This is a genomic window from Paenibacillus sp. N22P23 (assembly GCF_059383735.1).
Genome location: NZ_JBXENT010000001.1, coordinates 1,864,466 through 1,879,964, shown reverse-complemented (window position 1 = coordinate 1,879,964; position 15,499 = coordinate 1,864,466). Strand labels below are relative to the sequence as shown.

At 48.9% G+C, this 15,499-nt stretch carries 9 protein-coding genes and 1 tRNA gene; all 10 read left to right on the top strand.

Translation table 11 applies throughout. The features are described 5' to 3' along the window. Positions 1–14: 14 nt before the first annotated feature. The 10 genes from AC506A_RS08840 to AC506A_RS08795 all read left to right on the top strand — a co-directional run bounded on the left by AC506A_RS08840 (position 15) and on the right by AC506A_RS08795 (position 15,491). On the top strand, positions 15–914 hold the full coding sequence (locus tag AC506A_RS08840) for a carbohydrate ABC transporter permease (RefSeq protein WP_495460566.1): 900 nt from the start codon (positions 15–17) through the stop codon (positions 912–914). A 155-nt stretch (positions 915–1,069) separates the two neighbouring features. Next, a complete protein-coding gene (locus tag AC506A_RS08835) occupies positions 1,070–2,743 on the top strand; it encodes an extracellular solute-binding protein (RefSeq protein ID WP_495461006.1) in 1,674 nt (557 codons plus the stop codon). A gap of 81 nt (positions 2,744–2,824) precedes the next feature. After that, complete coding sequence (locus tag AC506A_RS08830; RefSeq protein WP_495460565.1) at positions 2,825–5,281, top strand: glycoside hydrolase family 27 protein; 2,457 nt, start codon at positions 2,825–2,827, stop codon at positions 5,279–5,281. Positions 5,282–5,336: 55 nt separating this feature from the next. Beyond that, positions 5,337–6,488, top strand: coding sequence for an SGNH/GDSL hydrolase family protein (locus AC506A_RS08825; protein ID WP_495460564.1), 1,152 nt, complete (start codon positions 5,337–5,339; stop codon positions 6,486–6,488). A gap of 92 nt (positions 6,489–6,580) precedes the next feature. After that, positions 6,581–6,667 (top strand) — tRNA-Leu (locus AC506A_RS08820). 455 nt (positions 6,668–7,122) lie between these two features. Beyond that, on the top strand, positions 7,123–8,547 hold the full coding sequence (locus tag AC506A_RS08815) for an ABC transporter substrate-binding protein (protein WP_495460563.1): 1,425 nt from the start codon (positions 7,123–7,125) through the stop codon (positions 8,545–8,547). A gap of 100 nt (positions 8,548–8,647) precedes the next feature. Next, complete coding sequence (locus tag AC506A_RS08810; protein ID WP_495460562.1) at positions 8,648–11,599, top strand: extracellular solute-binding protein; 2,952 nt, start codon at positions 8,648–8,650, stop codon at positions 11,597–11,599. Between the two features lie 20 nt (positions 11,600–11,619). Continuing rightward, on the top strand, positions 11,620–12,528 hold the full coding sequence (locus AC506A_RS08805; RefSeq protein WP_495460561.1) for a carbohydrate ABC transporter permease: 909 nt from the start codon (positions 11,620–11,622) through the stop codon (positions 12,526–12,528). A 5-nt stretch (positions 12,529–12,533) separates the two neighbouring features. Continuing rightward, positions 12,534–13,406: a carbohydrate ABC transporter permease gene (locus AC506A_RS08800; RefSeq protein ID WP_495460560.1), complete on the top strand. Its 873-nt coding sequence runs from the start codon at positions 12,534–12,536 to the stop codon at positions 13,404–13,406. Between the two features lie 18 nt (positions 13,407–13,424). Further along, positions 13,425–15,491, top strand: coding sequence for a YIP1 family protein (locus AC506A_RS08795; RefSeq protein WP_495460559.1), 2,067 nt, complete (start codon positions 13,425–13,427; stop codon positions 15,489–15,491). Positions 15,492–15,499 lie beyond the last annotated feature (8 nt).

Here is a 15,499-nt window from a genome sequence, read left to right as displayed (position 1 = left end):
GAAGAGGTGTTTTCGTGGCTAAGGTAACCAATAAAATCAAAGAATCATCCGGTGATAAAGTGTTTCTAACCGTCATTTACATCATTCTGGCCCTCGTGCTGGTGGCGGTGCTCTATCCGTTAATCTACATTTTCAGCAGCTCCTTCAGCAGCCCGGCTGCCGTGTCGGCTGGACGTGTCTGGTTGTGGCCTGTCGATATCTCGTTTAAGGGCTACGAATCGCTGTTCAAGAATCCGCAAGTATTGACGGGCTACGGCAACTCCTTGCTGTATACCGCTGCAGGTACATTAATCAGTGTAACGCTGACGATCATGCTGGCATATCCGCTCTCGCGGTCGACGTTCTTCGGACGCAACGTGATCATGATGCTCATTACGTTCACAATGCTGTTCAGCGGAGGTCTGATTCCGACGTATCTGGTCGTGAAGAGCATGGGCTTGATCGACACGAGATGGGCGCTGATCATTCCTAATGCGGTCTGGGTGTGGCAGGTCATCATAGCAAGGTCGTTCTTCCAGCAGTCCATTCCGGCTGAGCTTGTGGAAGCAAGCGAAATCGACGGCTGTACGGATATCCGCTTCATGCGCAGTGTTGTGCTGGCGCTGTCCAAGCCCATTATTGCGGTTCTCGTCATCATGTATGCGGTCGGTCAATGGAATGCGTACTTTGATGCACTTATTTATCTCAAAACGGCAAGCAAGTATCCGCTGCAGCTCATTCTGCGGAGTATCATCATTCAGAACAACAGCGGCAGCTCCAACATGGACGCCATGAAGCAGGTGGAACGGCAGCAGTTGGCCGAGCTGTTGAAATATTCGCTGATTGTAGTCGCAACACTCCCGGTGCTCATTATTTATCCGTTCGTGCAGCGTTATTTTGTTCAAGGGATGCTGGTCGGGTCGGTCAAAGGCTAAATCGGATGGGGCTATGAAAGGGGGGATGCCGTTTTAAGCGCGTCTGTTTACAGGCCGTGCTTGATTATGATGGTGAAACAAACCTAGCAGATACAACTAAAAGGGAGCGATTACACGTGTTAAAAAAGAGATTGGTAAGCTTGCTCGCAATTGTCATGATGACAACCATGGTAATGTCGGCCTGCTCCAAAGACAACGGAAATAGTAATACATCATCGAATACCGAACCGACAAATGCCGCATCGACGAATACGAACGAGCCCGCTGAAACAAACACGGCTACACCTTCGGAACCGGTCGACATCAAGCTGTTCGCCGTTCAAGAACAGGACATCAACCTTGAAACAAACAAGTTCACGAAATTCGTGGAAGATAAATTCAACATTAAATTCTCGTTCGAAGCGATTCCAGGCGATGGTGCCAAGGAGAAACGTCAAATTTCCCTGGCGAGCGGCGACTTCCCGGATGCTTACATGCTGACAGCGTATATCGATCAATTCTCGCAAGCAGACCTGATCAAATACGGCAAACAAGGCGTATTGATTCCGCTTAACGACCTGATCGATCAATATGCGCCAAACGTTAAGGCAGCTCTTGACAGCAATGCGGATTTCAAAGCATTCAGTGTGGCACCGGACGGCAACATTTACGGTCTTCCAGCTTACTCGCAATGTTTCCACTGTTCCTACGCGAACAAAATGTGGCTGAATACGAGCTGGCTGGAAAAGCTGAAGCTTGAAATGCCAAAAACAACGGAAGATTTCAAAAAGGTATTGGAAGCGTTTAAAAACCAAGATCCTAACGGCAATGGCAAGAAAGACGAAGTGCCGCTTAGCGGCTCGACAGAAGATTTCGGTGTTCGCGTCGTCCCTTACCTGATGGATGCATTCGTGTATGACGACGATCGCAACCACTTGATGATGCAAGACGGTAAAGTAGGCTCAGCGGCTGTAACGAACGAATGGAAACAAGGCTTGACGTATATTAAATCGTTGTTTGACGAAGGTTTGATCGATCCCGGCGCGTTCACGCAAAATGCCGAAGCATTCAAAAAAATCGGCGAGAACGGCGATGCGCAAATTCTCGGTGCAGGCACAGGTATGCACCCGGCTATTTTCTTAAACATCGATCATGGCAACAAAAACTCCAAAGACTACAACCCGGTTCCGCCGCTTACAGGTCCAAACGGCGTTTCGCTGGCAACACATGACGGCGGCGGTGTATCTCCTGGCGCAAAATTCGCAATAACCAGCAATGCAAGCAAAGAAGCACAAGTCGCCCTGATTCAACTCGTTGATTACATGTTCTCCCCTGAAGGCCAAACAAACGGCGCATCCGGTATGAAAGACATTGACTGGAGAGATCCGAAAGACGGCGAAGTTGCACTTGGCGAAGGCGTGAAACCAATGGTTGCTCCAATTCCGAAAGCAGAAGGCGAAGCTCCTCGTAACGCCGGTTGGAGCGGTATGGCTCACTTCTACATGCCGAAAGAATACCGTGACAGCTACGTACAAGGCACAGACATCTATGATTCCGCGAACTATGAGCGTCGTCTGTATCAAGCAACGCTGCTTTATCAAGGCCATGAGCCGAAGGAATTGTTCCCACTGTGGGCAATCTGGCTTGATCCGACTGAAGTAGACGAAGCTACGATGCTGCAAACGAACATTAAAACGTACATCGATGAGAACTCGTTGCAATTCATCACAGGCCACAAGAGTCTCGACAAAGATTGGGACAGCTACGTGAAAGGTCTTGAAGATTTGAAGATTAATCGCTACTTGGAAATTCTGCAAAAGGCATATGATGCCTCCACGTTCGCGAAATAAGCATGGCAAGACAACCGGGCGCATTATCGATGCATAAGCGCCCGGTTTTTTTATGCTAATGAAGCAAAGGGGATGAATGATGTGGTTCAGGTTCGGGCAGGCAGAACATTTCGCTTATGGGTGATTGTTGTTTTGTTAATCTTTGCACAGCTTGCCGTAGTCGCACCTAGAGAAAACACAGTGTACGCAGCTAACAATGGGCTTGGTGCTAAGCCTTACATGGGCTGGAGCAGTTACAGCATGCAGGTGTATAGCGGCAATTCTTCGTGGATCACTGCAGCGCAGATTAAGGCACAGTCTGATGCGATGCATACGACGCTGCAATCGCATGGCTACGAGTACATCAACATTGATGCCGGCTGGAACGGCGGTATGGACGGATATGGCCGACCGGTCCCGAGCACGACGCTTTATCCGAATGGTCTGGGTGAAGTCATCGATTATGTGCACAACAACGGCCAGAAGATCGGGCTGTACATGATTCCGGGCTTGTCACCGCAAGCGTATACCGCGGACCTGCCAATCTATAACGCGCCGGGTTGCTCGATGCAGGACATCGCGGTGCTGCCGCTGACGACGGCAGATTACTGGGGACTGGGCTACAAGATTGACTTCTCGAATCCGTGTGCGCAGAAGTATATCGACTCCATTGCAAATCTGTTGGATTCATGGGGCGTGGACTTCTTGAAGTTCGACAGCGTTACGCCCGGTTCCGGGCATAACGATACGACCATCGACTCCCGCGGCGATGTTGCCGCTTGGTCGCAGGCGCTTGCTCCGCACGGCATCTGGTTCGAGCTGTCTTGGGCGCTCGATCACAATTACGTCGACACCTGGAAGCAGTATGCGAACGGCTGGCGCGTCGACTGGGACGTGGAGTGCTACTGCACGAATACGGCGCTGACCTCGTGGCCGAATATCGCCCGGTTATTCCCCGATGCGGCGACGTGGTGGCGGGACGCCGGCCCGGGCGGATGGAATGATTTTGATTCGCTGAACGTCGGTAATGGTGCAATGGACGGCTTGACACAAGATGAACGACGAACGGCGATGACGTTGTGGGCAATGTCTTCTGCCCAGCTGTATACAGGCAACGATCTGACGAATCTGGACAGCTTCGGTATTAGCTTACTAACGAATGATGAGGTCATCGCCGTTAACCAAGCGGGCCGTCCGGCGCATCCTGTATCGACGGCAACGAATCAGCAGGTCTGGTACGCCAACAACGGAGACGGTAGTTACACGGTCGGATTGGTGAATCTCGGCAGCGCTGCAGCAACCGTGAGTGTGAACTGGAGCGACATCGGCTTGAACGGAGCGGCGAACGTTCGTGACTTGTGGACACACACCGATCTCGGCTCGTTCAACTCCGGTTATAGTTCAGTCAGTTTGCCGGCACATGGCTCGCGGCTTCTGAAAGTGAGGGCGGCAGGCGGCTCGGTAACGGCCAATGACGACGATACAGGCGTCAAGTATACGGGCAGCTGGCAGCGCAGCTATAACCGCGGACTCGGAGATTACCAAGACGATGTTCATTTCACACAAACAAACAATGATTATTTCGAATACGCGTTCATCGGAACGGGCGTGGAATTGATTACGGAGAAGGACTCATCTCAAGGCAATATGGATATTTATGTTGATAACGTCTTTAAAGGGACGGTCAGTACGTTTAACGCTACTAGGCAGCTGCAGCAGACCGTGTACGCGATTAGTGGACTCGCGAACGGCGCGCATACGCTGAAAGCAATCAAGAAATCAGGCACGTATATGCTCTTGGATAAATTACGATTCAGCGTTCCGGCGGATATCGCAGTCAATGATACGGATACATCAATCACTTACTCTGGCGCGTGGACGTATAACGGCAGCAGAGGCTTTGGCGATTATCAGGACGATGTCCATTACACGTCGACGAATAACAACTATGTCCAGTACACGTTTAACGGTACCGGCGTTGAGCTCGTAACGGAGAGGGAAGCGGGGCAAGGAGATATCGATATTTATATCGACAATGTCTTCAAGGGGACAATAAGTACCTATAATGCAACTCGGCTGACGCAGCAGAGCGTGTATCGGATATCCGGTTTAACGAGCGGTAGCCATACAATCAAGGCGGTGAAGAAGTCAGGCACTTATATGCTAATTGACGCGTTCAAGGTCATCAGCAATAAAATCCAAATCAATGATACGGACGCCGGCCTCACCTATTCCGGCGCATGGTCATTGAACGGAAACCGAGGATTCGGAGATTACAACAACGACGTGCATTTTACGCAAACGAACAACGATTATGTCCAGTTTACGTTTACAGGAACAGGCATTGAGTACATCACGGAGAAGGAATCGGGGCAGGGCGACGTCGATATTTACATCGATAACGTCTTCAAGGCGACGGTTAGTACGTATAATGCTGCACGGCTTACGAACCAAGTCGTCTATCAAATTACTGGTCTAACCTCGGGCAACCACACGTTCAAAGCCGTGAAGAAAACAGGCACGTATATGCTGGTGGATTCACTCCGAGTTACACCTTAATAGGGAAGCAGGCGGCTCTTCGCGATTGCGGAGAGTCCGCCTTGTTGGAGGATTAATGATGAATAACATGCTGAACATCAATCAATACTGCACAGCGCGTGAAGGTTTACCGCGTTTCCGGAACAAATTGAGTATGAACGAACCCGTTACCGTCGCTTTTCTCGGAGGGTCGATTACCGAAGGCTACGGCGCTTCCGATCCCGATCGTTCCAGTTGGCGGGCGCTCACAGAGCAATATCTGCAAACTGCACATCCTTCTGTTGAATGGACCTTCATCAATGCCGGGGTTGGAGGAACGAATTCCACACTCGGTGCACATCGGTTGCGATCCCATGTCATGGTAGAGCATGGCATTGACCTGTTGTTCCTCGAATTCGCGGTGAATGACAGCCAGCACCGTGAACATGCCGTTGAAGGCAGAGCGGAGACGATCCGAGGTATGGAGGGAATCGTGCGGCAGATCCGCAGGCTGTCGCCGCAAGCCGACATTGTGTTTCTCTATTCCGCGGACGAGAACAACTTGAAGGAGAAGGAACCGTTCTTCATTTCTGCACATGAAGAAGTTGCTGCACATTATGGTCTGCCATCCATCTCGTTCTTTGGAAGAGTACGTGATTGGCTATGGGCAGGCGGAGGGACATTGGAAGAGCTTGCGCCTGATCGTACGCATCCGAATGACACCGGGTATGCATTCTATGGAGATCTATTGCAGGCGTTTCTGGAGCGTGCTTTGGAGAATAATACGGCAGGGTTCACGGATGAAATTTCATTTGATCTGCCAGTGCCTCTGCTGGAAGACTCCTATGAACAGGCTGCTATGAGAGACATGTCCAGTGTTTACGATGTGTTGCTGCTCCAGAAGCAGGAGAGACCGGACAAGATGGTCAACTGGCGATATGCTGCCGATCATCTGGCTTCTGATGCACAAGGGGCAGAATTCAGCTTCAACGTAAATGGGTATGGAGCAGGTTTACTGCTCATATGCGGACCGGATACAGGTATGCTGGAATTCGCCGTTAATGGCGGGCCATTCCAGACTGTAAACCCGTTCGATGAGTGGTGCCCGCTATTCTGGCGGCCGGTGCCGGTGCAGCTGGTGCGGCGTTCGCAGATCGGAACGATGCGGATCTCAGTGCGCAATACGGCAATAAAAGATGGGCGAAGCATAGGGACATGGCTCCGAGTACTTGCGCTGCTGGAGCATTGATAGCTTGTGTTAAGAAAATATTGACTTCACCTTAACAATTATGGTATTTTAATAAACGCCGCTTCTGATATATGAAGCGACATTTGCCAGATGCGGTCATGGCGGAATTGGCAGACGCGCTAGATTCAGGTTCTAGTGTCAGCAATGACGTGGAGGTTCGAGTCCTCTTGACCGCACCAAACATAAACGAACAAGGGTTTCGGTAAGCTCAATGGAGCTGACCGAGCCCTTTTTTTGTTGCCTCTGTAGGAATAGTGGATATGTTATCTCCTCACCTTCCAGCTGAAAGTATGCCGACAAAGGATTCTAATACAAACGATCTATATACCATATCTAAATGGAGAAAATGTAAAGGGAGTATATCTTTATCGTCAAAAACTGCATATTTTTGCCATTTTCAAGTTCGAATCTGTCAAATCTATTAAATTTTTCATAAAAAGATATATTCACTATTTACAATTATGTAAATTAGTCATAAAATGAAAACGCAACCAAATGTCAGGTTATACCTATTTAATATAATCAAGGTATACCTTCAGTAGAGCGTCCAGAGAGGAGGCAATCCATACTTTAGCAGCTCAGCAAGGGTTTAGATGCAAGTTACTTTTTCTAACCAAGGGGAGGACAAAACAAAATGCGTAATGGAAACAAACGTAGTTTGATGGTCTCGGCAGCAGCATTGATGGTAGCTTTTTCGGTAGCAGGATGTGGCGCTAACAACACAACGAACAACACCGCTTCTGAAGGAGCAGCAAATACGGACACGGCGGCAACGACGAACGAAACCAATGCCACGAACACAGCTGAAACTGCTCCAGCGGAGAGTGCAGGCGATCTTAAAGGCGCAACAATCAAAATCGGTCTTTGGTGGGACGGCGCTGACCCGCGACTGAAAGAAGAGAAAGACCGCGTTCCGGCAGATGACGAGCAAATCGCGTTAATCGAAGCAGCTGAGAAGAAATATAACGGCAAAATCGAATTCGTGAAGTTCGGCGACTACGGTAAATATGTAGAGAACCTGACAACGACCTCGCTTGCAGGCGATCCGTTCGCAGATGTAGTCGTTCTTGAACTGTTCTGGTCATTCCCAGGACTCGTAAACAAGAACTTCATCCTGCCAATCGACGATATGCTGGATATGAGCGATTCCAAGTACATTGCTTGGATGAAGAACGGCGGCAGCTACCAAGGCAAACAATACGGATTCATTGATTCTCCTCCTTCTCCATACGGCATTTTCTATAATAAGAAGCTGGTTCAACAACTCGGCGTTGAGGATCCATACGAATTGCAGAAGAGCGGCGCTTGGACATGGGATAAATTCCGCGAGTTAGCTAAAGCTGCTACGAAAGATCAAGACGGCGATGGCAAAACAGACGTGTTCGGTTATATCGGCGACATGAAGGTAAGTACGGAACAATTCGTATACGGCAACAAAGGCTCCTTCGACAAAGACGAGAGCGGCGCCATGAAATTCTCGATGGACAGCGCAAACTCGATCCAAGGCCTGCAACTGGTAGCGGATATGTACAATGTGGATAAGTCGATCCTGCAGCCAGCTCCGAAAGATGGCAATGACAAAGCGTTTATCGCAGGCAAAAGCGTGATGTATGGCGGCTTTAGCTGGGAGCTTGGCGGCTTGAAGGACAACATGAAAGATACAGAGCTTGGTTATGTATTCTTCCCGAAAGCGCCTAATGCTTCCGATTACACGTCCTACACGCCTTACGGCAACATGTACATGGTTTCGAAATACTCCAAGAATCCTGAAATCGCTATGAAAATCATGGACGAAATCAGCTTGCACGGCAAAAACAAAGAGCTTGCAGTAGAAAGCTGGAAAAACCAATATACACCGGATGCGCTTGATACTCGTACCCAAATGTACGACAAAATCGATTACAGCGGCAGCTATATCGCCATTCCGGATGCAGACAAACTGGTTGACGGTGTGTTGAAAGATATTACGGAAGGCAAAGTAGCACCTGCTACTGCCGTTGAGAAAATCAAAAATCAATTTGATGCAGGCATCCAGAAGCTGCAAGCGGATTCGAAGTAACGCAATCAGCATATTTCATGTAATTTGAACGGGACACCCTCAAATCGGCTTTTATTGTAACGATAAGGCGATTTGGGGGTCCGTTTTTGTGAGGGGAACTATGAGGCGATCCTATATCAAACTTATTTCGATACTCGTTATCTTATCTGCCGTCATCTATTTTGCAGCAACGACGATCGGGGGCAGCTCCAACTTTTCGGCTTCCGCCGAAGATCGCCCGCTGGACAGCACAAGTTTAATGAAGCTGTCGTCTTCCTTTAAGAAGGGGAGCTACGATGAATATTTGTCCAAGTACAAAGACACGCCAGAGCCAGACGCAGAGATACGGATAGAGGCCGAAAGCTTTCATGAAGCACAAGGCATGAATGCATCCGTTATCGAGGACTACGAAGGCGAGCAAGGGACGATGGTCCTGACTGAAGAGACGGGATCGATTTCATGGAACGTTGACGTCGAGCAAAGTGGCTTATACCAGATTGTCATGAAGTATTTTACCGTAAAGGGCAAAGATTCGGACATCGAAAGAGGTCTGAAGATTGACGGAGAGACACCTTTCAATGAAGCGAGAAGCCTTGTCTTCAGCCGCACTTGGAAGGATGAGAAGTCCGTATTTGATCGCGATGATAATAACAATGATTTGGCGCCGAAGCAGATCGAGGTGCCGATGTGGCAGGAATCGCTGTTTGAGGATGCAAGTGGTTACTATGAGCAGCCGTATCAGTTTTATTTTAGCAAGGGGAAACATGAACTGACGCTGGCTTCAAGTAAAGAACCGCTGGTCATTGATTATCTGAAACTAACCAATCCGAGTAAGATCATTGCCTACGATGAACTAGAGAAGCAATACCAGCAGAAGGGCTATCAACCCGTCGAAGGCTCATTTATGAAAATCCAAGGGGAAGCCTCTTCGCTGAAATCAACGCCAATGCTCCTCCCTTACAATGACCGCTCAAGCCCGGCTGTCGAGCCCTTCCACGCATCAAAGCTGCGTAACAATGCGATGGGTGGCTGGACCTGGCGCATGCCGGGACAGTGGATAGAATGGGAAGTCGAAGTCCAGAAGGACGGGTTGTATCAAATCGCCTTCAAGAACAGACAAAATTATTTGACAGCGATGTCGGCACTGCGCACGCTTACGATCGACGGGCAGCTTCCTTTCAAGGAAGCGCAGCGTATCGGTTTCGCATACGACCGCAATTGGCAGATGAAGGTGCTGGGCAAGCAGAACGATAAGCCTTATCAGTTTTATTTGGCTGCTGGCAAACATACGATCCGGCTTGAAGTAACACTAGGCGAGTTAGCGCCTGTTCTGCGGACGGTTGAGAACAGCGTTCTGAACTTGAATGCGATGTATCGGAAGGTGATTAGCTTTACAGGCGTTGTGCCGGATCAATTCCGGGATTATGCGCTGGACAAGCGGATACCGGAGATGTCTAAAGTATTCCGTGAAGAAAGCGATCGGCTCTATGCCATTGCCCGTATGATTCAAGGTCCTGACGATGGAGGCAACGACCGTTCTGCCCTATTGAATACGCTGGCCTATCAGTTGAAAGACATGGCAGACCGACCGGATACGGTGCCTAGCCGAATCGATGCTTTCAAGAGCAATGTCGGTGCATTGGGCTCCTGGATGCTGATGATTAATGAACAACCGGTTGCGATCGATTATGTTATCGTTTCGGAACCTGGTGCGGAGCTCCCGAATCCGGAAGCGACTACATGGGAGAAGTTCAAATCAAGCCTTGCTTCGTTCACGGCATCGTTCTATGAGAACTATGACGATTTCAGCGGCGATGAAGAAGGGGAGAGGGTTGTCACGGTCTGGGTTACATCCGGACGCGACCAAGCGCAAATCTTGAAACGATTGGTCGATGACAATTTTACGCATGACACGGGTATAAAAGTGAGCCTGAAGCTGGTATCAGCGGATATTTTGCTCCCTTCCACGGTTGCGGGTAAAGGTCCTGATGTTGCGCTGCAGGTCGGTAACGAGGTCCCGGTCAATTTCGCAACACGTAATGCGCTGCAGGATTTGTCCGTATTCTCTGACTTCCGTGAGGTTACCGAGTGGTTCAAGAGCAGTGTGATGGTGCCGTATGAGTATAACGAGAAGTATTATGGGCTGCCTGAGCAGCAGACGTTCCCGGTATTGTTCTACCGGAAAGACATCATCGAGGATGAATTGCATCTGAAGGTGCCGCAAACATGGGATGATGTATATGCCCTCATTCCGGAGCTGCAGAAGCATAACTTGCAATTCGGTTTGCCGCAGAGAGGACTTAACGCACAAGGCAATGATGTCGTCACGACAGATATCATTACCCTTCCGCCAAGCCCTACGTATGCGATGCTGCTCTATCAGAATGATGGACAGTTCTATAAGAATAATGATATGGCCACAGGATTGGATGAGGAAACGGCTATCGAGCAGTTCAAGAAATGGACGGATCTGTACGTGAACTACAAGCTGCCGATCCAGACGGATTTTGCGAACCGTTTCCGTACCGGCGAAATGCCAATCGGAATTGTGGACTATACGATGTATAACAAGCTTTCGGTGTATGCCCCGGAAATTAAAGGGCTGTGGGGATTTGCACCTGTTCCCGGTACGAAGCAGACAGACGGAACCATTCGCCGAGATGTCGGTACGGGAGGCACCGCGGCCGTCATGTTCGAGCATACCAAAGACAAGGAAGCGGCCTGGTCCTTTATGAAATGGTGGACCGGCAAAGAGACACAATTGGCGTTTGGCCGCGAGATGGAAGTTCGTTTAGGGACGTCTGCTCGTTACCCAACCGCTAATATCGAAGCATTGAAGCTGCTTTCATGGCCTGTGCAGGATTTAAATACGCTGCTCGAGCAATTGAAATGGACGAGAGGTATTCCTGAAGTGCCAGGCGGGTATTTGACCGGCCGGAACATCGATAATGCGTTCCGTCGCGTTGTTGTACAAGGCGAAGATCCGCGAGAAACGATGGACTTCTATGTCCGTTATATGAACGAAGAGATCAGCGCCAGAAGAAAAGAATTCAATCTTCCCTATGAGAAGTGAGGGGATTTCCAATTAGTGCGATGACGTTTAAGAAACTAGGCCATATCAAGACCGAATTAGTCAAGAACAAGCATGCGCTTGTTTTGATGGCTCCTTATTTTCTAATATTTACGGTGTTTACCGTCATACCGGTCTTCATGTCGGTTATTCTCAGCTTTACGTATTTCAATATGCTTGAATTTCCGCGCTTTGTAGGCTGGGACAATTATGCCCAACTATTCGTCTCGGATGATGTGTTTCTTATCGCAGTCAAGAACACGTTCTTATTCGCTTTTATTACAGGACCGATCAGTTATGTGGCTTGCTTCATATTCGCATGGCTGATCAATGAATTACCGCCTAAACTGCGAGCTGTGCTGACACTCATTCTGTACGCACCATCCATTGCGGGTAACACTTATTTAATCTGGCAGACCCTGTTCTCCAGCGATTCCTACGGTTTCATGAACTCGTTTCTAATGAAATGGGGCTTTATTCTGGAACCGATCCAATGGCTGCAGGATCCGCGGTATATGCTCCTGATTCTGATGGCCGTTCAATTGTGGCTTAGCTTGGGCACATCCTTCCTTGCTTTTATCGCCGGTTTGCAGAACGTGGACCGGACTTTGTATGAAGCAGGAGCGATCGACGGAATCCGTAATCGGTGGCAAGAGCTGTGGTTTATTACACTTCCGGCTATGCGTCCGCAATTGATGTTCGGTGCCGTTATCCAGATTACATCAGCGTTTGCGGTAGCAGAAATTTCGATTTATATGATCGGATTCCCGAGTGTGGACTACGCCGCTCATACGATTGTTACGCATTTGGTTGACTATGGAACGATCCGTTTCCAGATGGGTTATGCATCGGCCATCGCCACGATATTGTTTGCGATTATGATGATAACGAACTTGATTACGCAGAAGCTTCTGAAAAAAGTAGGTGAATAAGGGCGATGGCACTGAAATTCCTATTGAGAAAACGGCTTAATCGCTCCTGGTCGGTCGATATTCTGCTCTTTATTTTGCTGGCAGGTGTCGCTGCATTTATGGCGGTTCCACTCGTGTATACGATTAACAGAGCTTTTATGCCTCTGGACGAAATCTTTGCATTCCCGCCAAGATTTATCGTTCGTCACCCGGAGATGAAGAATTTCACGGATTTAGTCGGCATCTTCGCTGACTCCTGGGTCCCTTTCTCGCGGTATGTATTCAATACTTTCTTTATCGCGATAACGGGAACGACTGGGCACGTTATCATTGCTTCGGCAGCTGCGTACCCGCTTGCGAAAGTGAAATTTCCTTTTCGGAATGCGCTGTTCAGTCTCGTGGTCATGTCGCTTATGTTCACGCCTTACGTGACCCAGGTTCCGAACTATATGACGATCTCTTGGCTTGGCATGATCAATACGTATTGGGCGATATTGCTCCCGGCATTCGGTTCCACGCTTGGTCTTTACTTGATGAAGCAGTTTATGGAACAAATTCCGGATGCATTAATTGAAGCTGCGAAGATCGACGGCGCGACAGAATATCGGATTTTCTGGAAAATCGTGATGCCGATCGTTAAACCGGCTTGGATGACGCTCATTATCTTCTCGCTGCAAAGCTTGTGGACGAATGGATCCGTAACGAGCCACAAATATATTTACAGCGAACAGCTTCGTACGGTGGACGCCGTCTTCAGTCAAATTGCGAGCGGGGGAATCGCAAGAACGGGGCCTGTTGCGGCTGTGACGCTGCTGATGATGTCTGTTCCGATTGCGGTATTCATCTTAACGCAAAGTAAAGTCATTCAAACGATGTCCACATCGGGGCTGAAAGAGTAAGCAGGGGGGAGCCGGATTTTGACAGCCAAAAGAACGATCGTAACGTTAATGCTGGTTATGCTCATGCTCGGTGTATGCGCTCCTGCGTCCGCTGCCTCATCGGAAGGGTACAACTACTCCTATTGGGGAGAAGCGGTGCCGGCACCGGATCCATACCGAGCTGTTGAAGTTATCTATGGGCCGGATTTGAATATCGGACCGATGGTTTCGCCGCAGGATATGTATATTTCGAGTACCGGCAACATTTATATCGCGGATACAGGCAACAGCCGTATTGTTGTACTAGACAAGAAGCTGGGCGTAGAGCGCGTCATTACCGAATTTGACCATGAAGGCAAGAAAGATACGTTTAATCAGCCAGAAGGGGTTTTCGCGGATGCCAAAGGCCATCTCTTCGTGGCAGATACGCAAAATCGCAGAATTATTGAGCTCACAGCCGCAGGCGAGTTTGTGCGTGAGATCAATGAGCCCAAATCGTCGCTCATCCGCGAGGGGTTTCAATTTTTACCGATTAAACTGGTCGTAGATAAAGCTCAGAGGTTGTACCTAATCAGCCGCGGTTCCTATGAAGGGATCATGGAATTTGATTCAGACGGTGCATTCAGTGGATTTATCGGAACGAATCGCGTGAAATTCAGTCCAATGGATTTGTTCTGGAAGCGCATCTCGACCAAAAAACAGCGTGATCAGATGGAACAGTTTATTCCGCTCGAGTTCAATAATATCGCCATCGACGATGACGGTTTTATGTATACGACAACGGTGGAAGAAAACTCGAACAGTCCGATCAAGAAATTGAATCCTTCCGGTGTCGATATTTTGCGGAGTAAAGGATACTTTCCCCCTAAAGGGGATATAGGCACGATGGAGGTCGGAAGCTTCCCTGGCAGTTCCATCTTTGTCGATGTTGCACAGGATGCCGGCGGCATGTACAGTGCGCTTGATTCCAAACGCGGACGTATTTTCACGTATGACAAAGACGGTAATCTGCTCTACATGTTCGGTGGTTTAGGCGCGGAGCAAGGGAAATTCCGTACGCCTTCGGCCATGGGCTTGCAGGGTGACCGCGTCATCGTACTGGATAAAGATAACAATCGGTTGACTGTATTTGAGCCGACTCGTTATGGGCGTTTGATTCGGGATGCAGTTACGTCGCTATTCAACGGCAAAGTGGAGCAGTCAACGGACGCTTGGAAGCAAGTGCTGAAGCTGAACAGTAATTTCGAAGTCGCTTATATCGGTATCGGTAAATCACTGCTTAAGCAAGGCGAGAACAAAGAAGCGATGAAGTATTTCGAGCTTGGCAATAACCGGGAGAATTATTCGGAAGCCTTCAAGCGTTACCGGAAAGAAATCGTTTTGAATCGATTCGGGTCGATCGTTCTCGGTATAGCAGCTGCAATTGGTATCATTTTCGCGATCGTCAAGCTTGCTAGAAGAAGGGCTGCGAGCGGCTATTATAAGGAAGTTGGCCCGCTTAAGAACCCGTTCTATACGATGCTGCATCCGTTTAATGGCTTCTGGGAGATGAAGTTCGAGAAGCAGGGAAGGATCAAGATCGCAACTTTGATCTTGTTTCTACTTGTTCTGCTCACCATCGTGAAGCGTCAGTACAGCGGATTTGTTGTGAATTTCAACAATCCCGCCGACTTGAACAGCATCAATGAACTGAAATACATCATACTGCCGTTCCTGCTCTGGTGTGTGGCCAACTGGTCGCTCACAACGTTGATGGACGGTGAAGGCAAATTTAAAGAAATTATAATGGCTACCGGGTACTCCTTGATGCCGTTCGTTCTTATTTATTTGCCGCAAACGCTGTACAGTATGGTCATCACAGCAGATGAGAGCTCCTTTTATTATTTGCTCGATACCGTTGCGATTGTCTGGTTTATCGCATTGCTGTTCGTTGGAACAATGACGATTCATCAATACTCGGCCGGCAAAACTGTGCTAACGATGCTGCTCACGCTCGTTGTCATCGGGATCATGTTATTCCTGGGCGTTCTGTTCTTCAGTATGCTGCAGCAGATGATCAGTTTCATCATGTCACTCTATCACGAGCTTTCGTTTAGAGTACGATGATTGCCGAG